Source organism: Ruegeria sp. HKCCA5929 (assembly GCF_013034525.1).
Taxonomy (GTDB): Bacteria; Pseudomonadota; Alphaproteobacteria; order Rhodobacterales; family Rhodobacteraceae; genus Ruegeria.
In genome coordinates this window covers 920,079-941,425 of sequence record NZ_WQGE01000001.1, presented here as the reverse complement: position 1 = coordinate 941,425, position 21,347 = coordinate 920,079, and the positions used below count along the sequence as shown (strand labels likewise).

Here is a 21,347-nt window from a genome sequence, read left to right as displayed (position 1 = left end):
TTCAGGTCGGCTTCCGCGCCGGCCAACCGCCAAAAGGATGACAACATGCTGATCCTGAACTGCCCATACTGCGGCGTCGATGCCGAAGAAACCGAACTCACAGCCGGTGGCGAAGCGCATCTGAAGCGCTATGGCCCCGGTTCGTCGGATGATGAATTCCACGACTACCTGTTTATGCGTGAAAACCCCAAAGGTGTTCACTTTGAACGCTGGCGCCACGCCAACGGCTGCGGCAAGTGGTTCCACGCCGCGCGCTGCACACAAACGCTCGAAGTCTTCGGCACCTATCCGGCCCAGACCACCGAGCCACCGCAAGAGATCAAGGACGCCATCACCGCCAAGCGCCCCGGATGGTCATGGAGAGAGTTCTCCGTATGATTCACGTTTTCAAAAATACTCCCGCCGGAGGCTCTGACGCCTCCACCTGCGAAAGGTCCGCACCATGAGCACCCGTCTCGCAAAACAGGGCCGGCTGATTGACCGGTCGAAAAAGGTCACATTTACGTTCAACGGCACTGCGATGCAGGGCTATGAAGGCGATACGCTCGCCTCGGCGCTGCTGGCCAACGATCAGATGATGATGGGCCGTTCCTTCAAGTACCACCGGCCGCGTGGCGTCGTTGCCAGCGGTGCGGAAGAACCGAACGCTTTGGTTGGTTTGGGGCAGGGCAATCGCTTCGAGCCGAACCAGCGCGCGACAACAACCGAGTTGTTCAACGGTCTGAACGCGATCTCTCAGAACCACTGGCCGAACCTCGAGTTCGACATCGGTGCAGTGAACACGGCGTTGGCGCGGTTCCTGCCCGCCGGTTTCTATTACAAGACGTTCATCCATCCGAAACCGTTCTGGAAACACGTCTACGAGCCCTTCATCCGCCAGTCTGCCGGTCTGGGCAAAGCGCCTGACAAAGACAGCCGCGATGCGGACACCTATGAACACTTCTACGCCTTCACCGATGTTTTGGTGATCGGCGGTGGTGTCGCCGGGCTGCAGGCCGCCAAAACGGCTGCGCAATCCGGTGCAAAGGTTCTGCTGATCGAGCAGACGGCGCATTGGGGTGGTCGCGCTCCGGTTGACGGTGGTACGGTGAATGGCGAGCCTGTGGATAAGTTCGTGGAACAATTAGTTTCCGAACTCGAAACAATGGACAACGTTACCATGCGTGCACGCTGCATGGGCGCGGGCGTCTATGACCACGGTTATGTACTGGGATATGAGCGTCTGACAGACCACACTCCGGGCATTCAAGGCCCGCGCCATCGGTTGTGGCGTATCCGCGCAAAGCAGGTTGTCACCGCCACCGGCGCAATTGAGCGTCCGTTGTCATTCGCGGGCAACGATGTGCCGGGCGTGATGCTGGCATCTGCGATGCGCGACTATGTTGTGAACTGGGGTGTAACACCCGGTGAGCGCGTAATTGTTGCCACCAACAACGACGACGCCTATCGCACCGCGATCTTGTTGAAACAGGCCGGTGTTGATGTTCTGCGCGTGGTTGACGCCCGTGCATCTGCTGGCCCTCTGGCGCAAGAGGCGCGGGACCTTGGTATCCGCGTTGATCCCGGCAAGGCCATCGCGAAGGTCAAAGGCGGCAAGCGCGTCAAGAAAGTTGCCATCTGTAACCAAGAGGGTGTCGGCGGCGCGCGCGAGGAGGTCGAAGCCGATGCGGTCGCCATGTCAGGCGGCTGGTCTCCGGTTGTGCATATGTGGTCGCACTGCGGCGGCAAACTGATCTGGGACGAGGCGCACGCGCATTTCCGCCCCGATCCCGATCGCCCACCGCTGGGTGCTGATGGTGAAGGCTTTGTTCTTGCTGCTGGCAGCTCGAATGGTCCGTTGGCTCTGGCAGATGTTCTGAAAGACGCAGACGCAGCAGGCAAAGCAGCGGGCAAGGCCGTTGGTCATACGCCCAAACGCACCAAAGCCCCGGTTGGTGAAACCACCGCCGAGGCACCGATGGAAGCTGTTTGGCTGATGCCTGCCAATGCTGAAATCCAACTGCGGGCCAAGTCCTGGCTGGACTTCCAGAACGACGTCAAAGTCTCGGACGTTCAGCTGGCGGCGCGCGAAGGCTATGAAAGCGTCGAGCACACCAAGCGTTACACCACGCTGGGCATGGCGACCGATCAGGGTAAGCTTAGCAATATCAACGGCTTGGCGATCCTTGCTGATGCACTTGAGTCAGAGATTCCCAAGGTCGGCACCACCACCTTCCGTCCGCCCTATACGCCCATTTCGATGGGTGCGATCGGGGGCGAGGCGCGCGGTGAAGTGTTCCAACCGATCCGTCAGACTCCGATGCACAACTGGCATGACAAGAACGGTGCCGATTGGGAGCCGGTCGGTCACTGGCGCCGAACATATGCCTATGTTCGTCCCGGTGAATCCGTGCATGACGCAGTGAACCGCGAGGTGAAGAACACCCGCGAAAACCTCGGATTGCTGGACGCATCTACACTGGGCAAACTGATCGTCAAAGGGCCTGATGCAGGCAAGTTCCTGGACATGATGTACACCAACATGATGTCCACGCTGAAGGTCGGTAAATGCCGCTATGGCCTGATGTGTTCGGAAAACGGCTTCCTGATCGACGACGGCGTTGTCGCCCGGATCGACGATGACACCTGGCTGTGCCACACCACCACCGGCGGGGCCGAGCGCATCCATGGTCACATGGAAGAATGGCTGCAGACCGAATGGTGGGATTGGAAAGTCTACGTCGCCAATGTGACCGAGCAATATGCGCAAGTCGCCGTGGTCGGACCGAACGCGCGCAAGGTGCTTGAGAAGCTGGGCGGCATGGATGTCAGCAAAGAGGCGCTGCCATTCATGGAATGGCGCGATGGCAAGATCGGTGACTTCGATTGCCGTGCCTATCGCATCTCGTTCTCGGGTGAGCTGTCCTATGAGATCGCTGTTCCTGCAAGCCAAGGTCAGGCGTTCTGGGATGCCTTGATGGAGGCGGGTAAAGAATTCGGAGTGATGCCGTACGGCACCGAATGTCTGCACATCCTGCGGGCCGAGAAGGGCTTTATCATGATCGGTGATGAGACCGACGGCACCGTGATCCCGCAGGATCTGGGGCTGCACTGGGCCTTGTCGAAAAAGAAAGACGACTACTTGGGCAAACGCGCCCATTCGCGCAGCCATATGACCGATCCAGAGCGCTGGAAACTGGTCGGTCTTGAGACTGTGGATGGTTCTGTCATTCCCGACGGTGCTTATGCGGTGGGCGAAGGCGTCAACGCCAACGGTCAGCGCAACATGATCGGGCGCGTGACCTCGACCTATTATTCGGCCAATCTGGGCAAAGGCATCGCCATGGGCTTGATCAAGCACGGCCCGGATCGCATGGGTGAGATTGTCGAGTTCCCGGGCACCGACGGTAAAACCTACAAAGCCAAGATCGTGGACCCGATCTTCTTCGACAAGGACGGGGAGAAGCAGAATGTCTGAACCCATCAGCGCACTGAACCACGCCAGTTATGACGGGATCGCCAAGATCGCGGAATGTGGCCTGCAAGGCATGATCACCCTGCGCGGTGATCTGTCCGACAAGGCGCTGGCCAAAGCCGTCAAGGACGCAACCGGGCAGAAAGTGCCGGGTCAGCGCGAGGCTTTGGTCAAGGGCGACACCGGCGTGGCTTGGATGTCTACCGATGAATTGCTGGTGCTGGTGCCTTACGCCGAGGTCGAGGCCAAATTGGCCGCAATGACCAACGCGCTCAGCGGCACGCATGCTCTGGCGGTCAACGTCTCGGATGCGCGTGCGGTATTCAGCATCACGGGTGCCAGCGCGCGTGAAGTATTGGGCAAGCTGGCCCCGGTTGAGCTGTCGGCAGAAGCCTTCCAACCCGGCCAAATCCGTCGCTCGCGTCTGGCGCAGGTGGCTGGCGCATTCTGGATGGACGACGATCAGACCTTCCGCGTTGTGTGCTTCCGCTCCGCTGCGGACTACGTCTTTAAATTGCTGAAGGTTGCCGCGCAGCCGGGCAGTGAGGTTGGCGTTTATTGATAGAAAGTTAAAAGCCCCGGATCATCCGGGGCTTTTCTCAGCTTTGGACACTACAAGTGCCAACACCAAATGGCTTGTTCGCAAAGTTACCATGCAAAAAGGCCATGCGCACAGTAACGGACTTATCGGAAGGTTTGAGGTTGGCCTGATAGCGAACACGAACGTTTCCGCCTGCGGCCATGGTTTGATCTAGGTTCCAGACAACACGATAGCCTTTCGCGCCTCGATCTTTAAATTGTGCCGCCTCCCATTCCTGGTAAGAGCTGGCTGCCTGTGCCGACGCTTGGGCTGTATCAATCTTGAACCCATACTCTGGCGCGATCCAGCCGTGGGCGTCCTGTTTTGTCATCTTACATACATAAGTAACGGTTTCGGCCGCTGCGGTTTGTGCAAATGCAAGCGCGGCAATCGTCAATAAAAATCTTTTCATTTCATCCAGTTATTTTTGGTTTCGGATGAGTGCAAACAACCCAACACATCCAGAAGATGCAAGGTCAATTCGTTGAAGTTTGTAGAATACCGGCCCCGGTGTTTCTTTATTGTAAAAGGATTGTACGATACCGGTTTAACCCCTCCGGGTTCAAAAGCTCCGCCGTTTTCAGCGGTTGCATCTTGTCATCCGAGAGAGAGGGGTAGAAGTCCAGCGCCTCCAACAACCCAGCCACCCGGTCATGTCTTTCAGCCTCGGGCAGCAAAGGAGCGTGCAGCGACAAAAACAGGGCGGGGCGATGTTCTCTGAGCCACGCGGCGAGGGTTGGTAAGACAAAGAACTCTGCCCCCTCAATATCCATCTTAACCAACGACACGCCGGACAGATCATTTATAGACGCGAACTGATCCCACGCGATGGTCAACGCGTCAGACCCATGCGCTCCGTCGTGCAGAAGCGAGCTGGTGGAATCCCCCGGCTCGCCCCGAACGGACGCCATGCGGGCCACACCAAAGTTGTCGGACAGGGCGACGCCAAAGGCCGAGACATTGTGAACGTCATTCAGATCCAGGTTCCAGGCCAGATGCCTGTACGCGGTGGGGTCGGGTTCGAAGCACCACACATGCCGTGCTTTTCGTGCGCCATAAAGGACGGTGGGACCGATCCAAGCCCCGATGTCCAGATAATCGCTATCTTGGGAAAGGAACTGATCCAGCACCGCAAAGGTCTCCGGTTCCCAAGCGCCAGCAGAGGCTTTGCGCCAGAATTTCGAATGGTAGGGGTCTAGGCGAAATGGCTCGCCGTTCAACGAACCTTCATAGTAGCCGCGGGCGCGGTAAAACATCTTGCGCGCCTGTGTCAGCATCGCGGACCTCCGGGTTTTATTGCCTCGCCCCTTGACCTGCGGCGGCTGCCACAGCATTTAACCGTTGGGAACCGCAACTTTAATTTAACAGGGGGCCGACATGGCTTTTGAACTTCCTGATCTTCCTTATGCACATGACGCGCTGGCAGCCAAGGGTATGTCCGCGGAAACGTTGGAATATCATCACGACCTGCACCACAAAGCCTATGTCGACAACGGCAACAAGCTGATCGCCGGCACCGAATGGGACGGCAAGTCGCTGGAAGAGATCATCGTTGGCACCTATGACGCAAACGCAGTGGCGCAAAACGGTATCTTCAACAACATCAGCCAGCTGTGGAACCACAACCAGTTCTGGGAAATGATGGGCCCTGGCGACAACGCGATGCCCGGTGAGCTGGAAAAAGCGCTGACCGAAAGCTTTGGCTCGGTTGACGAATTCAAGTCGCAGTTCAGCGCGGCTGGTGCCGGTCAGTTCGGCTCGGGCTGGGCGTGGCTTGTCAAGAACGCCGACGGTTCGCTGGCCGTGACCAAGACCGAGAATGGCGTGAACCCGCTGTGCTTCGGTCAGACCGCACTGCTGGGTTGCGACGTGTGGGAGCACTCGTACTACATCGACTTCCGCAACAAGCGCCCGGCATACTTGTCGAACTTCCTCGACAATCTGGTGAACTGGGAAAACGTCGCATCGCGGATGTAATGAATTGAACCGACGTCGGTTTATAAAGGGCCTGCTGGCGGTGACGCTGGCAGGTCTTGTCACGTCAGCCTACGGGTTTTTCATCGAACCCGCAGTGCGGCTGCGCGTGCGTAAATGGCGCGTGAAACGGGATGATTGGACGGCGCCACCGCTCAGGATTGCGGTGCTGTCCGATTTGCACGTGGGCGAACCCTATGTAGGTCTGGATCGCATAAGGCAGGTTGTGCGCCGTACAAACGCATTGGCACCTGATGTTGTCCTGCTGCTGGGCGATTTCTTCGCAAGCCACAAAGGGGTCTCTGAAACCGTCGAGATGCAGGATCTGGCACCTGTATTGGCAGGTTTAGAGGCAAAGAACGGTGTCTTTGCCGTGCTGGGCAATCACGACTGGTGGGATGACAAGCCAGCACAGCGTCGCGGGGCGGGGCCCAATCGCTATACCGAGACTCTGGAACAGAACGGCATTTCGGTTTTGTCTAACACCGCCGTGAAACTCGAAGCCCCCGGCATCTGGCTGGCAGGGCTTGAGGATCAACTGGCGATCTGGCGCAACGGTAAACCGAAGGGGCTGGACGATCTGGAGGGAACTATAGCACAGATCACCGACGATTCCCCGGTTGTGTTGATGGCGCATGAACCGGATGTTTTCCCTAAGGTGCCAGACCGGGTGGCCCTGACACTTTCGGGGCATACGCATGGCGGCCAAGTGCGCCTGTTTGGGTGGTCGCCTGTGGTGCCGTCGAAGTTTGGCAACCGGTTCGCTTATGGCCATGTGCGCGAAGGTGCGCGTGATCTGGTGGTGTCGGGGGGGATCGGATGTTCGATCCTGCCGGTGCGTTTCGGCGTGACGCCCGAAATCACTGTCGTAGAGATGTCGGCCTAAAGGAATGATGATCCGCCGGTGAAAACCCGCCGACGGGTTTCTTTTCGGCACAACCGCATCTTGTTTGCCGTTCCGCAATGCACATCTTTGTAGGGCGGAGGGAGAGAACCGCACACCAATTCAATCAACGACCGGGCTGCGCACCGCTGGTGCGTCAACGAACCCGTATGCCCGGCAGGTCGAGGGATACCCAGAGAACAACCTTAACAGGAGATCGCAATGGTCGCACTTACACAGGGAACTTGGGTTATTGTTGCAGACGGTGAGAAAGCGTTGGTGATGGAGAATATCACCGATGCGGACGATCCCAATCTTGTCGTCGTCGCTGTCGAGGAACAGGACAACCCAGCCTCAAAGCCGACTGACCGCGCTGGTCGTCGCAACGACGGCGGGCCAAAGCAGAAATCAGCCTTAGAGGACCCAACGTGGAAGACCCATGCAAAGTCCCTGTTTGTGCAGGATCTGGCGAATTTGTTAAATCGCAAAGGGCTGAAAGGCGCTTATGACCGGTTGGTTTTGGTCGCCAGCCCCCATGTTCTGGGTCTGCTGCGCCGCCGTTTGCACAGCGAAGTGCTGGGCAAGGTCGTGGCCGAGGTCAACAAGACCCTGACCAATCACCCATTGCACAAGGTCGAGCAGGTTGTGCGCCACAGCCTGCAACCCAAGGCCCGACTGGCCTGATCAACAAGTCGGGCGGTTTTGCCGCCCGCACCGTTTCTGGTGTCAGTTCAGCTTGTTCCGCAAGGCGACCATGGCCGCGTCGGCATCTTCTACCCATGTGATGAAATCTGCCAGCGACGCGTCGGCAAAGCCTTGTCCGATCACCTGACCCAGCAGCGTCTGCAGCGCGTCCCAATAGCCATTCACGTTCACCACGACGATGGGCTTGTCGTGCAGCCCTAACTGACGCCAAGTGAGTGCTTCGAACAATTCATCCAATGAGCCCGGCCCTCCGGGCAGAACGACCACCGCGTCGGCGTTCATGATCATGACCTTCTTGCGCTCGTGCATCGTCTCGGTGATCACGAAATGGGTCAGATCGGTCTTTCCGACCTCACGCTGAACTAAATGCACCGGAATGACGCCAAAGGTTTCACCACCGGCATTTTGCGCGGCACGGGCCACTTCGCCCATCAATCCCACATCCCCGGCGCCATAAACCAGCCGCCAGCCTTCCTGTGCCAGCAGCATGCCGAACTGCCGCGCGGTTTCAGAATAAGACTTCTCGGCACCATTGCGTGACCCGCAATACACACAGACTGATTTCTGAGACATCAAACATGGGCTCCGGGGTTGTGTCAGAGGTTTTGACCCGTGATAGCGGGATTGATAGATTGCCTCAACTGTCCGCCGGAAAGCTTTTTAACGTAAAGTTTTTGTGCGGCGGCGCGAAAGGAAAAGAATGGACGCCAAGTCGGGAAACGGAAGCTCGGGCAATTTCATCTGGGGGGTGATTGCAGGTCTTGTTGCGGTATTGGGTGCGGGGGGCCTGTATCTTTCGGGTGTCTTCACCACTGCGCCACAACCTGAGGAGAGTGCGCCGCAAGAAACAGCTTCTGCACCTGTTGTTTCGGAACCGTCAGAACCGGCGCCGGACAAGGCTGAGGTGACGGAAGAGGCCGCAGTCACCGAACCGTCTGAGCCGGACCTCGAGAAGACCGAGGAAACCTCTTCGCCCAAGGAAGATACGGTTGAGCAGGTAGAAGCACCGGTAGAAGCCGAGACGACTGAGGCTGCAGAGGAAGAAACTACGCCCACGCCAGCCACGCCTCCGGTCCTTGATCAGATTTTTGTTGAAACAGACGGAACTGCGCTGTTGTCGGGCGATGCAGAACCCGGCAGTCGGATAGAGGTTCTACTGAACGGCGAAGTCGCACATTCCTTCACCGTGGATGGCAGCGGTCAGTTTGCTGAGTTTGTGACAATCCCCTTCAGCGACACCGCGCAGGGACTTGTTTTGCAAAGCACAGACGGGACGCAAGCGACGCGATCCGATGATTATCTGATTGCCGCCTTGCCCAAGCCAATTGAAGAAGAACCTGTTGCCGAGGCAACGCCCGAACCCGAACAGAGCACGTCGAACGAAGAACAGGTCGCAGAGGTTGATGAAACCGAGTCCGACACGAATACCACAGCACAGGTTGCGGAACCTGAAACTTCAGAACCCGAGGCTGAGGCAGTAGAAACCGCTGATCTGCCCGCCGAAACGCCAGAGCAGGACCAGCAGGTTGCGGTGCTGCGATCAGGGGAAGAGGGTGTTGAACTTGTCCAGCCTCCAGTCGTACGCGACACACCGCCCGAGCAGGTCGCCCTGGACACGATCGGCTATTCTGACACCGGCGACGTACAGTTGACAGGGCGGGTTCAGGATGGGGCCGCCATTCGGCTGTACTTGAACAACCGACTGGTCGCGGATCTTGCCCCGGAACAAGATGGATCCTGGCGCAGCGATCTGGAAGGCATTGATCCTGGTGTCTACACGCTTCGGGTAGATGCGGTAAACACGGATGGGACGGTCCTTAGCCGGGTCGAAACTCCGTTCAAACGCGAACCACTTGACGTTCTTCAGGCTGCAACGGGCACGGCTCAGGCAGATACGCCTCAAGCGACTCCTGCAATCCGGTCTGTCACGGTGCAGCAGGGCGATACGCTATGGGCCATCTCACGTGATCGGTTTGGCGACGGGGTCTTATATGTGCGACTGTTTGAAGCCAATCGTGACTTGATCCGCGATCCGGATCTGATCTATCCCGGGCAAATCTTTACAATCCCGGAATAATCAGCCCTTCTGGCCTTTTATGGGCAGAGGTCTAACTCTGACCGCAGACAAGGCACGTGATGAGACGCACATCTCCTAGGACTTCAGATGACATGGTGTCGGATGACGAACGCAGCTCGGGCTGGCGGACGATCCGCAAGGTTGCCCCTTATCTCTGGCCCGACGACGAACCGTGGGTAAAGCGTCGCGTTGTCATCGCCATGGGTATGCTTGTGCTGGCCAAGCTGATCGCGGTTTATACGCCCATTCTGTACAAGGGCGCTGTTGACGCGCTGGCGGGTGAGGGTGTGCCGCCATTGGCGCTGGGCGCAGTTGGATTGACTGTGGCTTACGGTGTGGCGCGAATGATGACGGTAGGCTTTCAGCAATTGCGGGATGCCGCCTTTGCCCCCGTCGGACAACGCGCGTTGAGGGCGCTGGCGCTTGAGACGTTTCAGCACATCCACAACCTATCGATGCGCTATCACGTCACGCGTCGCACTGGCGGGCTGAGCCGTATCATCGAACGGGGCGTCAAAGGGGTTGAGTTCCTGCTGCGGTTCCTGCTGTTCTCGATCGGGCCGCTTATTCTGGAGCTGTTGCTGGTCGCCATCATCCTGATGTGGCTGTTCGACGTGTGGTATCTGGTTGTCGTTGCCGTCACCATTGGCCTTTACATCTGGTTCACTTTTGCCGTGACCGAATGGCGCGTGAAGCTGCGGCGCGAGATGAACGATCAGGACACCGAGGCCAACCAGCGCGCCATCGACAGCCTGCTGAACTTTGAAACCGTCAAGTATTTCAACGCCGAAACCCGCGAAGCTGAACGGTACGACGTGTCGATGAAGGCCTATGCGGGGGCCGCGCTGAAGACGGCCTATTCATTGGCATTTCTGAACTTCGGACAATCCTTCCTAATCACCTGCGGTCTGATTGGTGTGATGGTTCTGGCCGCAATCGGGGTACAGAACGGCAACCTGACTGTGGGCGATTTTGTCATGGTCAATGCTTACATGATCCAGATTACCGTACCGCTGAACTTCCTTGGGACGGTCTACCGTGAAATCCGGCAATCCTTGGTCGATATGGGGCAAATGTTCGACCTGCTTGAACAACCCGCCGAAGTTACAGACAAAGCCTGCGCGCCGAACCTGAAGGTAAATGGCGGCGAAGTCACGCTTGAGGACGTGCATTTTGGCTATGATCCCGAGCGTGAAATCCTCAAGGGCGTGTCGTTGACTGTCCCGGCTGGAAAAACCGTGGCCATTGTGGGGGCGACAGGGTCGGGTAAATCGACCATCGGGCGGCTCTTGTTCCGGTTCTACGATGTGACCAAAGGGGCGCTGAAGATCGATGGTCAGGACATTCGCGACGTGACCCAGACCAGCCTGCATGCCGCCATCGGTGTCGTGCCGCAAGACACGGTGCTGTTCAACGACACGATCCGCTACAATATTGCCTACGGCCGCGACGGTGCCTCTATGGACGAGGTTGAAGCAGCGGCCAAGGCAGCACAGATTCACGACTTCATTTCCTCACTGCCCGAAGGGTATGACACCAAGGTGGGCGAGCGTGGCCTGAAGCTTTCGGGTGGTGAAAAGCAACGTGTCGGAATTGCACGTACCTTGCTGAAGAACCCACCGATCCTGCTGTTGGACGAGGCGACCTCGGCGCTGGATACGGATACTGAGCAGGACATCAAAGATGCCCTGGCACGCGCGGGTGAGGGGCGGACGGTGATCACCATCGCGCATCGTCTGAGCACCATCGCCGAGGCCGATCAGATTGTGGTTCTGGAGGCCGGCGAGATCATCGAACAGGGTAAGCATGACGAGTTACTGGCCCGCGGGCGCCGCTATGCCCAGCTTTGGAGCCGTCAACAAGCTGACGCCTTGGCATCCTGACCGGTTGTTTACCTTTGAGGGTAGCGCATTCCGGCTTGATCCGGTTTGAAGCTGATCAACATAAAACGGATAGGCCTGAAACAGCAGACAGGAGGATTAATGGAAGGATCGGAACTTGCTCGGCCCGAAATCAGAACTGTGCGTCGGGTGTGCCGAGAACATCTGACCATGGTCGGCCGCCAAAGTGCTTTTGCCACTGCACATGCTGCGGCGCATGTGGTGGACCAAAAGATACCAGGTGATTTCGTCGAGTGTGGCGTTTGGCGTGGCGGGAACGTCATTATTGCCGCGCGCGTTTTCATGCAACGCAATGACGTGCGAACCTGCCATTTATTCGATACTTTTGCCGGTATGACGGAACCGACTGCCGAGGATATCGGGCCGAACGGTGAGGCTGCGATTGTGGAATTCGAGCGTCAAAAGACAGAAGAAGGTTCAACCTGGTGCATGGCTTCGCTGGAAGATGTCCAATCCAATGTGACGGCCTTTGACCTGAACCCTGACATGTTCGTCTACCGGAAGGGTGATGTGTTGGAGACGCTGAAAGACGAGGCCAACCTGCCTGAGACGATTTCGGTGCTTCGGCTGGATACGGATTGGCACGAATCAACCAAGCTTGAGCTGGAAACCTTGTACGCGCGCCTGTCCCCCGGCGGTATCGTCATTATTGATGACTACGGGCACTGGAAAGGCGCGCGCAAGGCAACGGATGAGTTTTTCAAAACATCCGGGTTTAAGCGCCCGTTCTTTTTTGGGTTGTCAAACGGCGGTGTTATTGGAACGAAGATCTGAACCGTTGGTCATCACCTTTGAAAAAGGCGCGCCGGTGGGCGCGCCTTTTCTCATTCAGCAGCCTTCAGGGGGTGCCCTGGTGGGTGTGGTTCTGAAACATCCGCGTCCGGATCTTCGGAAGATGGGATACTGTCTATGTCTCCCCACACAATCTCGGTTGCCTGCATTTGGCGGGCAGAGCGGCCAATCGCCATATCCTGCGCAATCTGGCTAGACCTGCCAGCGGTGACACGCGCCAACAAGCGGCTGAGCCACACGGCATAGGTCGTCACCCAAACCCGCAACGCCAGAAGCGATGGCGTCACAATAAGTGTAAGAACCGTCGCAATACCCAGACCAAAGACCACCGCCGTCGCCAACTGCTTCCACCACAGGGCAGTGGGGCTGTCTATGGAATAGCCGCCATTGATAAAGTCCAGCGACAGTCCGAACATCATGGGCGTCAGACCGGCCATTGTCGTGAGGGTGGTCAGCAGAACTGGACGAATGCGCGATTCTGCAGTTCGAATGATCGCTTCGATCCGGGGCATGTACGTGCTGTATTCTTGATAGGTATCGATCAGAACGATGTTGTTGTTCACCACGATTCCCGCCAAAGCCACGATGCCTGTACCTGTCATGATGATCGAGAACGGCTGTTCCATCACGATCATGCCGATCAGAACCCCGGTGGTGGACAGAACAACCGCCAACAGCACCAGCACCGAATTGTAGAACGAATTGAACTGGGCCAGCAGGATCACGAACATGAGCCCCAGCGCGCCCATGAAGGCGTTTACCAGGAAAGCGCCTGATTCTGCCTGTTCTTCCTGATCGCCCGTCCATTCCCAACTGATCGAATTGGCAAACGGACCCGTTTCAAGCCATTCGGTCAGAACCGCAATCCGTTCATTTGGATTGATCAACGCGAACTGTGCGTCTCCGCCCTCAACCGTGCTGATGAGTTGATCCACGCTATCGGCGCCGGTCAGGTGAACCAACTCATAAGACTTGCCGCCCCCGCTGTTGAGGACCGTGCCAGTCGGGGTGTAACCTTCGGCAACTTCCCGAACCACGGCAAGACGGATGAGTTCACCGTCGGGGCCTTCGGTCGTAACCTTGCTTAACCCTGGTTCAACATCTGCTTTGACGTCGTAGTAGCGTTGTTGGTCAACCCGGTTTATCTCGGCCAGTTTGGCCACGGGCTTACGACTTACGAAATTCGACAGTGGCACCAAACCGTCCGGGGTACGAACCTTGAGTGTGTCCAAAGTCGATAGCACGCGATCTTCTTCTGGCAGGCGGACGCGAATTTCAATCTCTTCATCATTGCTGTCCGGGCGCATCTCGCCCAGCAGAATACCGCGTGTCACCAACTGTACCATGGCTCCAACCGTGGCCACGTCAGCTCCGAACCGACCGGCCTTGGCGACATCCACATCGATTTGCCAGTCGATGCCGGGCAAGGGAAGGGTGTCTTCGATCTTGATCAGTCCCGGCGTGGTGTCGAAAACCTCGCGCGCGGTGAGCGTCGCCGAGGTCAGATCCTCCCACCCATCACCCTTTATGCGCAGATGCACGGGCTTGGCCGAGGCCGGGCCTTGTTCCAATGGCAGGATCTCGACAACGATGCCGGGGATCTCAGCCAGTTGCGCGTTAAGTTCGTCAATCACGAAGTCACCGTCAAATTCAGGCGCAACAAAGTGACGATCAAACAGGCCCCACAGAACAGATTCCGAGACGTTGGGTCGGTCTTCCCAAGGGATAATCTCGAACTGAACACGACCCACCGTATCGGCAGGTTCCTGAGCGCCCCCGTTGTTCTGGTTCAGACCGCCTTCACCCGCGAACGAGAACACGTTGATCACGGCCGGGTGGGCGGCGATCACATCCTCTGCTGCCAAGACCATGCCATCTTTTTCCGCAAGCGAGATGTTCCCCCGCGCGCGGACATAGGCGGTGGCTTGTTCCGGTTCGCTTTCCACGAAAAATTCGACGCCTCTGGATTCCTGCGGGAACCAGACGAAGGCCACCGAATAGACCGCAAAGAACACTGCGGCCAACGACACGATGGGCATGATCGGATTGCCAACGAGGAACTTGACCACATGGCCAAATGGGGTGTGTTCATCGGCTGTGTGAACGCGCTCTTCCACTTTGCGTTCGATCCTGGCCGCGCTCAGGGTCACGGATCCTGCAAAGGCCCCGAACAGGAACAGAAGCGCACCAGCGATTGAACCGCCGGGTAACAGGTAATCCGGGTTCAGGGTCTGCATCGCGCCGAGAAAGATCATGTACAGCGAAGGAGGCACCAGCACAGCCCGCAGCCACCAAGGCGTACGCCCGCGCAACCAGATCGACGAGCGGTCGAAGACGCGGCTTAGCCGCCCTGACACACCGCCCATGACCGGCAGGTAAATCAGCGCCACGATCAGCGAAGCTGACAGAACAAAGATCAGCGTGACGGGCAGCATACCCATGAACTCACCCGGTACGCCGGGCCAGAACAGCATGGGCAGGAAGGCGCAAAGCGTTGTCGCAGTCGACGACACGATGGGCCAGAACATGCGCTGCGCCGCCTCAACATAGGCGTGCATCGGTCCGACGCCCTGCTTGATGCGTTTATCGGCGTATTCCACGACGACAATGGCACCGTCCACCAGCATACCGACCGCCAGAATAAGACCGAACATCACGATATTCGAAATGCTGACGCCCATGACCGCCAGGAAAGCAAAACACAGAAGGAATGAGGTGGGGATCGCGAAACCCACCAACAACGCAGCCCGCGTGCCCAGCGAGGCCAGCACCACGATCATCACCAGTGCAATCGCGGTCAGAACCGAGCCTTCCAACTGGCTGACCATCGAACCCACGATGCGGCTCTGGTCGTTGGACGTGCCCAGATCGACGGCGGCCTGAAGTTCAGGTGGCCACTTTGTTTTGGCTTGCTCGATGGTCTCTTTGACCTGAGCAACTGTATCGATCAGGTTGAAGCCCTTACGCTTTACCACTTGCAGGGCAACAGTTGGTTCACCGTTGAACCGGGCCGTGCCGGCGCGGTCTTCGAAGGTGTAATTGATCTGCGCCAACTCTCCCAGAGTCACAACCCGGTCGCCATTGACCTTGATCGGCAAGCCATACACGTCCTGCGCGGTTTTGAACGACGACGGAATCTTGACCGAGAACGTGCCTTGCGCGGTTTCAACTTCACCTGCTGCAATCAACTGGTTGTTGTTCCGAACCACATTGATCAGCTCATCTGCTGTGACACTGTACGCCTCAAGCCGTAAGGGATCGATGACAACCTCGAGCATCTCGTCGCGATTACCTGCTATACCAGCCTCAAGCACTGAATCCAGCGCCTCAAGCTCGTCCTGCAAGTCTTTGGCAACGCGCGCCATTGTGCGTTCAGGAACTGCGCCGGTCAGGTTAACAATGACGATGGGGAATTCTGAAAAGTTGATCTCGGTCAGCGAATACTGTTCCGCGCCTTCAGGAAAATCCGCCTGCGCCGAATTCATCGCGTCGCGGACGTCGGCCATGATCGCGGTTTTGTCCCAGCCGAAATCAAACTCCAGCGCGACCCCCGCATAGCCTTCGGCGGCAGTCGACGTCATTTCCTTGAGGCCATCGAGATCCGCCAGTTCGGTCTCCATCGGCTTGATCAGAAGGTTTTCGGAATCTTCCGCCGAAATGCCGGGAAACTGCACCGAGACAAACAGGGCAGGGATTTCAATATCCGGCTCACCCTCTTTCGGCAATGAGACATAGGCAAACCCGCCGATGACCAACGAGATGGCGATAAACGCCAGGACCATACGGGCTCGATGCGCGGCCCAAGCAACAACACCCGTCATTGTGATGCTTCCCGATAGGTGGGTTTCACAGTGACGCCGCGGGTCACAAACTCTTGCCCGACCACGATGATGTCAGCCGTTTCCGGCAGCCCGCCGATCCAGACACCTTCTGCAGTGTCGCGCAGAATTTGGACGGGCTTGAAGTCGACAATGTTGCCTGCGCCTACCGTGCGAACCCCCAATTGACCCTCATTGCTGAGCGTCAGCGCGGACTGCGGCAGCAGATGCGCCTTGGCGCCTTCGGCGGCGATTTGAATGGTTGCGGTCTGGCCGTCACGGATGGTCAGATCCGGGTTGGGGACAGTGATCTCTACCTCGAACGTCCGCGTTGTCTCATCGGCTGAACGGCTTAGGTACGTCACCCGCCCATTAAGTTGCCGCCCTGTGACCAACGTCGCGGATGCTTCGGAACCGACAACCACGCGGTTGACCTCGGTCTCGGGCACAAAGCCCACCAGCTTGATCGGATCCAGCTGAATGACCGTCGCGCAGAGCGATCCGGGCTGCATCAGGCTGCCCAGTTCTGCGGTGTCGCTTTCCAGCAGGCCCTTGAAAGGCGAGGTGATGATCACGCGACCGGCCTCGCGCTGTGCGGCCTCAACGGCTGCGGCTGCGGCTTCAATCCCGGCACGGGTGGCTTCCAAACCGGCCTCGGCCGACTTTACCCCGGCTTTGGCGGTACTCATCGCGGCTTCGCTGGAAATCCGGCGGGTTTCCGACGCAAAGCCGGTTTCCGCCAATTTGCGTGACGCGGTCAGATTGATCTCGGCCTCGGCCACCAGCGCATGGGCTTCCTGCAGGCGGGCTTCGGCTTCGGGAATACGGCTTTCGGCCTCAAGCTTGCCGGCCATCGCTTCGGCCAGTTGGGCGGGGCGCGTGCCGGGATCAAGTTCACACAGAATGTCCCCGGCTTCGACAAAAGCACCTTTGCGCTTGGGTTCAGAGATCACGGTCGACGTTGTTTCCGACAGAACCTCGACCTGCCGGTTTGCTTTGGTCTGACCGCGCAACAAGACCGCGCTGTCGATCTCGCGGGCCTGCGAACGCAGGGCGACAACACCCACCGCCGCGATTTCAGAAGTCTCGGTTGCCGCGGCTTCACTTTGCGCGGTTTCTTCGCCCTCACCACGTCCGGCGAAGGCAAACAGCGCATCACGCTCGAACACAAGAAAATACAAAGCAACAATGACCAGAATGGCGTTGATGAATGAAATCAAACGCATACGGGGATTCTCCTAGAATTCTTTGCCCAAGAACACGAGACGTTCATGCCTTGAAATGGGGCTTTGCCTATGTCTTTTCTACACTGAACTGAATAGTTTGGTTCACTTTTTTTCGCAAGAGTGATGCCTGAGGGTGAAAATGTACAAATTCGGACCCTTGGCTTGGCGTTGGTGCCGGGGTATGACATGGCGCACCAAGACAAGACATACAGCCCAGGGGGCAGGGAATGAGCGACACAGACAGTTTCATTGATGAGGTCACGGAAGAGGTACGCCGCGACCGGATGTATCTGCTGTTGCGCCGCTGGGGCTGGGTCGGTGTGGTTGCCGTTGTGCTGATCGTCGGCGGTGCGGCCTTTAATGAATATCGCAAATCCCGGGATGCGGCGCAGGCACAGGATCTGGGCGACTCGATTCTTGCTGCTCTGACCAAGAATGAATCCGATGGGCGGGCCTCTGAGTTGCAGAGCATTGAGACGGTATCGCCCGGCGGTGACGCGGTATTGAACATGTTGCTTGCAACCGCGCAGATTAACGCCGGATCGCGCGAAGATGCGGTCAACAGCCTGAATGCAATTGCAGTTCAGGGCGATCTGCCCGAGATCTACCGTGCCATCGCAAGCTTTAAAGCCTTATTGCTGCAAAGCGACACGTTACCCGCAGCAGATCGTCGGCAGCAGTTCGAAGCGCTTGCGGCACCTGGCGCCCCGCTGCGTCTGCTTGCGGAAGAGCAACTGGCATTGATCGACGTGTCCGAGGGCAATGTCGAGGCGGCGCTGGATCGGTTGCAGTCGCTGCGGCAGGATGCCGAGGTTGGAATTGACCTGCAACAGCGTGCAGCGCAACTGATTGTGGCGCTGGGCGGCGAACCAGAACCGCTGGTGGCGCAACAAGGCTGATCGGGCGGTGAATAAAGACATTTTGACAGGCGAGTTCGGAATATCATGGTAACTAGACTATTCTCCCGCGTGGGACTGCCGGTCGCGGCGCTGGCTTTGACCGCATTGGCCGCCTGTGAAGAACCCGAGCCCATTCTCCCCGGAGAGCGCGAAGACATCCGGCCCTTGTCAGATTTGGAGACAGTCGAAAAAAGCGGCTCTCAGCCGATCAGCCTTCCATCACAGCAGGCGAATGCCAGCTGGTCGCAAAGTCCGGGAACGCCCGCGTACCGTACAACAAATGCGGCACTGCGCGCGACGCCGCAGCGGATCTGGTCCACTTCGATCGGTCAGGGTGACTCTCGCAAGCAACGCATCACCGCCGAGCCGGTTGTGGCGGGAGGGTTGATCTATACCCTGGATGCCGGAGCAATCGTTTCAGCCGTAACGCCTCAGGGGCAGGTTGCCTGGGAGACGGATTTGATCCCCTCAAGTGACGGGGATTCCGATGCTACAGGTGGCGGCATGGCCTATGCCGACGGCGTTCTGTACGTCTCGTCTGGCTATGGTCGCCTGACTGCGCTTGATGCAAAAACGGGTGCTGTTCGGTGGCAGAAACGTTTGCAAGCCACCGGAAGCGGTGCACCGCTTGTCAACGACGGTCTGCTCTATTTGGTGGCCGGGGATGAAACCGGATGGACCATTGCAACCAAGGATGGCCGTATCGCCTGGCAAATCGAAGGCACGCCCAGCGTCGGTAACGTACTTGGTGCACCTGCGCCTGTGATCGCCTCGGATTTGGCGGTATTTGCTTTTGGTTCGGGCGATGTTGCCGCCACGTTCCGTCGGGGTGGCATTCGCCGTTGGAACGCATCGGTTGCCGGTGGGCGCCGAGGACGGGCCGCCGCGCAAATTGTCGATGTGACCGGCGGTCCTATGGTGTCCGGGGACACGATCTATATTGGTAACCATTCGGGCCGGACTGTCGCCTTTGATGTTGCAACGGGCGAACGCCGTTGGACAGCTGACGAAGGGGCCGTGGACGCCGTATGGCCTGCTGGCAACAGCATTTTCCTGATCAGCGACCGCAGCCAGTTGGTGCGTCTGAACGCGGCAGATGGCTCGGTTGTCTGGGCGCAGGATCTTCCGGGCTTTGTGAAAGACAAACGTGGTCGTCGTGGCCCGATCTTTGCGCATTACGGTCCGATCCTCGCCGGTGGCCGTATTGTGATTGCATCCAATGACGGATATCTGCGGTTCTTCAATCCGGTCGACGGAACGCTGGTTCATCAGGTCGAAGTGCCCGGAGGCGCCACAACGGCGCCGGTTGTGGCGGGTCAAACATTGTATGTCGTTTCGACCAAGGGTGATCTACACGCTTTCCGTTGACGGAAAGATGCGTTAAAGGGCGCATCTTGAGTCTTGAAAGTTGAGTATCATGTCGCTGACCCTCGCCATCGTGGGGCGCCCGAATGTGGGCAAATCCACTCTGTTCAATCGCCTAGTGGGCAAACGCTTGGCCCTGGTCGACGACCAACCCGGCGTGACACGCGACCTGCGCGAAGGCGAAGGGCGTCTGGGCGATCTGCGCTTTACCGTGATCGACACGGCGGGTCTTGAGGACGCAACCGATGACAGCCTTCAGGGGCGGATGCGCCGCCTGACCGAACGCGCGGTGGACATGGCCGATGTGTGCCTGTTCATGATCGATGCGCGCACAGGGCTGACCCCAACGGACGAGATGTTCGCCGAGATTCTTCGCAAGCGCTCGAAGCATGTGATCTTGGCGGCCAACAAAGCCGAAGGTTCTGCTGCGGACGCGGGGGTTCTGGAAGCTTATAATCTGGGTCTGGGTGAACCCGTGCGCCTGTCTGGCGAACACGGCGAGGGCATGACGGACCTTTACGCCCAGCTTATGCCTCTGGCAGATGCGGCCGAAGAAACACAGGCCGAAGAAGCCCCGGAAACCGATATTGAACTGGATGAAGAGGGCGAGGGTGAAACGCCTCTGATCACCTCTGCCAAGCCGTTGCAAGTGGCTGTCGTCGGGCGGCCGAATGCGGGGAAGTCGACGTTGATCAACAAGATCATCGGTGAAGATCGCCTGCTGACTGGACCCGAGGCAGGGATCACCCGCGATGCGATCAGTCTGCGGATTGATTGGGCCGATCCGGATGGCGAAAGCACGCCTATGCGTATTTTCGATACAGCGGGGATGCGTAAAAAGGCGAAGGTGCAGGAAAAGCTGGAAAAGCTGTCGGTCTCGGACGGTTTGCGCGCCGTGAAATTCGCCGAGGTTGTCGTGGTCTTGCTGGACGCGGCCATTCCGTTTGAGCAACAGGACCTGCGCATCGCCGATCTGGCCGAGCGCGAGGGCCGGGCCGTTGTCGTTGCAGTCAACAAATGGGACGTTGAAGAAAACAAGCAGGAAAAACTGCGCGAACTCAAAGAGTCTTTTGACCGTCTGCTGCCGCAATTGCGCGGCGCGCCTTTGATCACTGTGTCTGCCAAGACTGGCCGAGGCCTCGAAAGACTGCGCGCAGCGATCCTGCGTGCCCATGACATCTGGAACCGCCGGGTGCCGACCGCTGCACTGAACCGCTGGCTGACTGCGATGTTGGAGCAGCACCCGCCTCCAGCGCCACAAGGACGTCGGATCAAGCTGCGCTACATGACGCAGGCCAAAACGCGCCCGCCGGGCTTTGTTGTGATGTGCTCGCACCCCGACAAGATGCCGGCCAGCTACACACGCTATCTGGTCAACGGATTGCGTGAAGATTTCGACATGCCGGGCACCCCAATTCGTTTGACCCTGCGCGGGCAGGGGGACAAGAACCCCTACAAAGGACGCCGCAAGAAAAACGCAGGCGCGCTGGCCAAGCATCTGAAGGGGCGCGCGTAACTGCGCCAATTTTCAGCATTTTCGGCGCAAAGACGTGACAGCGCCTTTTCGGCACGCTAGCATTCGCTTGCGTGCATTTGTTTTTGTGTGCGCTGCTTGCACCTGTTCAACCAGGTCATATTTTTAGTTCAAATTTAACAGGCCATCGTGGGAGAGG

General features: G+C 58.1%; 17 protein-coding genes. 12 read left to right on the top strand and 5 right to left on the bottom strand.

Annotated elements, in window-relative coordinates:
• The first annotated feature begins 45 nt into the window (after positions 1–45).
• The 3 genes from GOV90_RS04670 (at position 46) to GOV90_RS04660 (ending at position 4,016) form a co-directional block, all read left to right on the top strand.
• Entirely contained in the window at positions 46–378 is a 333-nt protein-coding gene (locus GOV90_RS04670) for a sarcosine oxidase subunit delta (RefSeq protein WP_171090823.1), read from the top strand.
• A 64-nt stretch (positions 379–442) separates the two neighbouring features.
• Complete coding sequence (locus GOV90_RS04665; RefSeq protein WP_171090821.1) at positions 443–3,457, top strand: sarcosine oxidase subunit alpha family protein; 3,015 nt, start codon at positions 443–445, stop codon at positions 3,455–3,457.
• The gene (locus GOV90_RS04660) at positions 3,450–4,016 is read left to right on the top strand and encodes a sarcosine oxidase subunit gamma (RefSeq protein ID WP_171090819.1); all 567 of its coding nucleotides are present in this window, start codon (positions 3,450–3,452) and stop codon (positions 4,014–4,016) included. Before GOV90_RS04665 ends, GOV90_RS04660 begins: the two co-directional genes overlap by 8 nt.
• A 37-nt stretch (positions 4,017–4,053) precedes the next feature.
• On the opposite strand, the gene GOV90_RS04655 is transcribed toward GOV90_RS04660, so the two are convergent.
• Both GOV90_RS04655 and GOV90_RS04650 read right to left on the bottom strand, forming a co-directional pair.
• Positions 4,054–4,446 (bottom strand): hypothetical protein, encoded by a 393-nt coding sequence (locus GOV90_RS04655; RefSeq protein ID WP_171090818.1) that lies wholly within the window; start codon positions 4,444–4,446, stop codon positions 4,054–4,056.
• A gap of 106 nt (positions 4,447–4,552) precedes the next feature.
• Positions 4,553–5,311, bottom strand: a complete 759-nt coding sequence (locus tag GOV90_RS04650) for an FkbM family methyltransferase (protein ID WP_171090816.1) — start codon at positions 5,309–5,311, stop codon at positions 4,553–4,555.
• A 100-nt stretch (positions 5,312–5,411) separates the two neighbouring features.
• On the opposite strand from GOV90_RS04650, the gene GOV90_RS04645 reads away from it, so the two are divergent.
• The 3 genes from GOV90_RS04645 (at position 5,412) to GOV90_RS04635 (ending at position 7,575) form a co-directional block, all read left to right on the top strand.
• Complete coding sequence (locus GOV90_RS04645) at positions 5,412–6,011, top strand: superoxide dismutase (RefSeq protein ID WP_170704218.1); 600 nt, start codon at positions 5,412–5,414, stop codon at positions 6,009–6,011.
• A 4-nt stretch (positions 6,012–6,015) separates the two neighbouring features.
• The gene (locus tag GOV90_RS04640; protein WP_171090814.1) at positions 6,016–6,894 is read left to right on the top strand and encodes a metallophosphoesterase; all 879 of its coding nucleotides are present in this window, start codon (positions 6,016–6,018) and stop codon (positions 6,892–6,894) included.
• 219 nt (positions 6,895–7,113) lie between these two features.
• The gene (locus GOV90_RS04635) at positions 7,114–7,575 is read left to right on the top strand and encodes a host attachment family protein (RefSeq protein ID WP_171090811.1); all 462 of its coding nucleotides are present in this window, start codon (positions 7,114–7,116) and stop codon (positions 7,573–7,575) included.
• 42 nt (positions 7,576–7,617) lie between these two features.
• Here the strand turns inward: GOV90_RS04635 and GOV90_RS04630 are convergent, their stop codons facing one another.
• Positions 7,618–8,169, bottom strand: coding sequence for a TIGR00730 family Rossman fold protein (locus GOV90_RS04630; protein ID WP_171090808.1), 552 nt, complete (start codon positions 8,167–8,169; stop codon positions 7,618–7,620).
• 127 nt (positions 8,170–8,296) lie between these two features.
• Here GOV90_RS04630 and GOV90_RS04625 point away from each other — a divergent pair, with 127 nt between their 5' ends.
• From GOV90_RS04625 to GOV90_RS04615, 3 genes are all read left to right on the top strand, one after another.
• Positions 8,297–9,673, top strand: a complete 1,377-nt coding sequence (locus tag GOV90_RS04625) for a LysM peptidoglycan-binding domain-containing protein (RefSeq protein WP_171090805.1) — start codon at positions 8,297–8,299, stop codon at positions 9,671–9,673.
• A gap of 92 nt (positions 9,674–9,765) precedes the next feature.
• Positions 9,766–11,556: an ABC transporter ATP-binding protein/permease gene (locus GOV90_RS04620; RefSeq protein WP_216602325.1), complete on the top strand. Its 1,791-nt coding sequence runs from the start codon at positions 9,766–9,768 to the stop codon at positions 11,554–11,556.
• Between the two features lie 99 nt (positions 11,557–11,655).
• Positions 11,656–12,348 (top strand): TylF/MycF/NovP-related O-methyltransferase, encoded by a 693-nt coding sequence (locus GOV90_RS04615; RefSeq protein ID WP_171090802.1) that lies wholly within the window; start codon positions 11,656–11,658, stop codon positions 12,346–12,348.
• A gap of 50 nt (positions 12,349–12,398) precedes the next feature.
• Here the strand turns inward: GOV90_RS04615 and GOV90_RS04610 are convergent, their stop codons facing one another.
• Together GOV90_RS04610 and GOV90_RS04605 are read right to left on the bottom strand one after the other, a co-directional pair.
• Complete coding sequence (locus tag GOV90_RS04610) at positions 12,399–16,187, bottom strand: efflux RND transporter permease subunit (protein ID WP_171105294.1); 3,789 nt, start codon at positions 16,185–16,187, stop codon at positions 12,399–12,401.
• Entirely contained in the window at positions 16,184–17,410 is a 1,227-nt protein-coding gene (locus GOV90_RS04605; protein WP_171090798.1) for an efflux RND transporter periplasmic adaptor subunit, read from the bottom strand. The genes GOV90_RS04610 and GOV90_RS04605 overlap by 4 nt, the downstream gene beginning before the upstream one ends.
• Before the next feature lie 227 nt (positions 17,411–17,637).
• On the opposite strand from GOV90_RS04605, the gene GOV90_RS04600 reads away from it, so the two are divergent.
• From GOV90_RS04600 to der, 3 genes are read left to right on the top strand one after another with little or no spacing between them, the layout of a single operon-like run.
• Positions 17,638–18,309, top strand: a complete 672-nt coding sequence (locus tag GOV90_RS04600; protein WP_171090796.1) for a hypothetical protein — start codon at positions 17,638–17,640, stop codon at positions 18,307–18,309.
• Positions 18,310–18,354: 45 nt separating this feature from the next.
• Positions 18,355–19,677, top strand: coding sequence for a PQQ-like beta-propeller repeat protein (locus GOV90_RS04595; protein WP_171090794.1), 1,323 nt, complete (start codon positions 18,355–18,357; stop codon positions 19,675–19,677).
• Between the two features lie 49 nt (positions 19,678–19,726).
• Positions 19,727–21,190, top strand: coding sequence for a ribosome biogenesis GTPase Der (gene der / locus GOV90_RS04590; protein ID WP_171090792.1), 1,464 nt, complete (start codon positions 19,727–19,729; stop codon positions 21,188–21,190).
• Positions 21,191–21,347 lie beyond the last annotated feature (157 nt).

Excerpts from the sequence above, each read along its gene's own strand:
- GOV90_RS04670 (WP_171090823.1), top strand. The coding sequence starts at position 46 with ATGCTGATCCTGAACTGCCCATACTGCGGCGTCGATGCCGAAGAAACC.
- GOV90_RS04665 (WP_171090821.1), top strand. The coding sequence starts at position 443 with ATGAGCACCCGTCTCGCAAAACAGGGCCGGCTGATTGACCGGTCGAAA.
- GOV90_RS04660 (WP_171090819.1), top strand. The coding sequence starts at position 3,450 with ATGTCTGAACCCATCAGCGCACTGAACCACGCCAGTTATGACGGGATC.
- GOV90_RS04655 (WP_171090818.1), bottom strand. The coding sequence starts at position 4,446 with ATGAAAAGATTTTTATTGACGATTGCCGCGCTTGCATTTGCACAAACC.
- GOV90_RS04650 (WP_171090816.1), bottom strand. The coding sequence starts at position 5,311 with ATGCTGACACAGGCGCGCAAGATGTTTTACCGCGCCCGCGGCTACTAT.
- GOV90_RS04645 (WP_170704218.1), top strand. The coding sequence starts at position 5,412 with ATGGCTTTTGAACTTCCTGATCTTCCTTATGCACATGACGCGCTGGCA.
- GOV90_RS04635 (WP_171090811.1), top strand. The coding sequence starts at position 7,114 with ATGGTCGCACTTACACAGGGAACTTGGGTTATTGTTGCAGACGGTGAG.
- GOV90_RS04630 (WP_171090808.1), bottom strand. The coding sequence starts at position 8,169 with ATGTCTCAGAAATCAGTCTGTGTGTATTGCGGGTCACGCAATGGTGCC.
- GOV90_RS04625 (WP_171090805.1), top strand. The coding sequence starts at position 8,297 with ATGGACGCCAAGTCGGGAAACGGAAGCTCGGGCAATTTCATCTGGGGG.
- GOV90_RS04620 (WP_216602325.1), top strand. The coding sequence starts at position 9,766 with ATGGTGTCGGATGACGAACGCAGCTCGGGCTGGCGGACGATCCGCAAG.
- GOV90_RS04615 (WP_171090802.1), top strand. The coding sequence starts at position 11,656 with ATGGAAGGATCGGAACTTGCTCGGCCCGAAATCAGAACTGTGCGTCGG.
- GOV90_RS04610 (WP_171105294.1), bottom strand. The coding sequence starts at position 16,187 with ATGACGGGTGTTGTTGCTTGGGCCGCGCATCGAGCCCGTATGGTCCTG.
- GOV90_RS04605 (WP_171090798.1), bottom strand. The coding sequence starts at position 17,410 with ATGCGTTTGATTTCATTCATCAACGCCATTCTGGTCATTGTTGCTTTG.
- GOV90_RS04600 (WP_171090796.1), top strand. The coding sequence starts at position 17,638 with ATGAGCGACACAGACAGTTTCATTGATGAGGTCACGGAAGAGGTACGC.
- GOV90_RS04595 (WP_171090794.1), top strand. The coding sequence starts at position 18,355 with ATGGTAACTAGACTATTCTCCCGCGTGGGACTGCCGGTCGCGGCGCTG.
- der (WP_171090792.1), top strand. The coding sequence starts at position 19,727 with ATGTCGCTGACCCTCGCCATCGTGGGGCGCCCGAATGTGGGCAAATCC.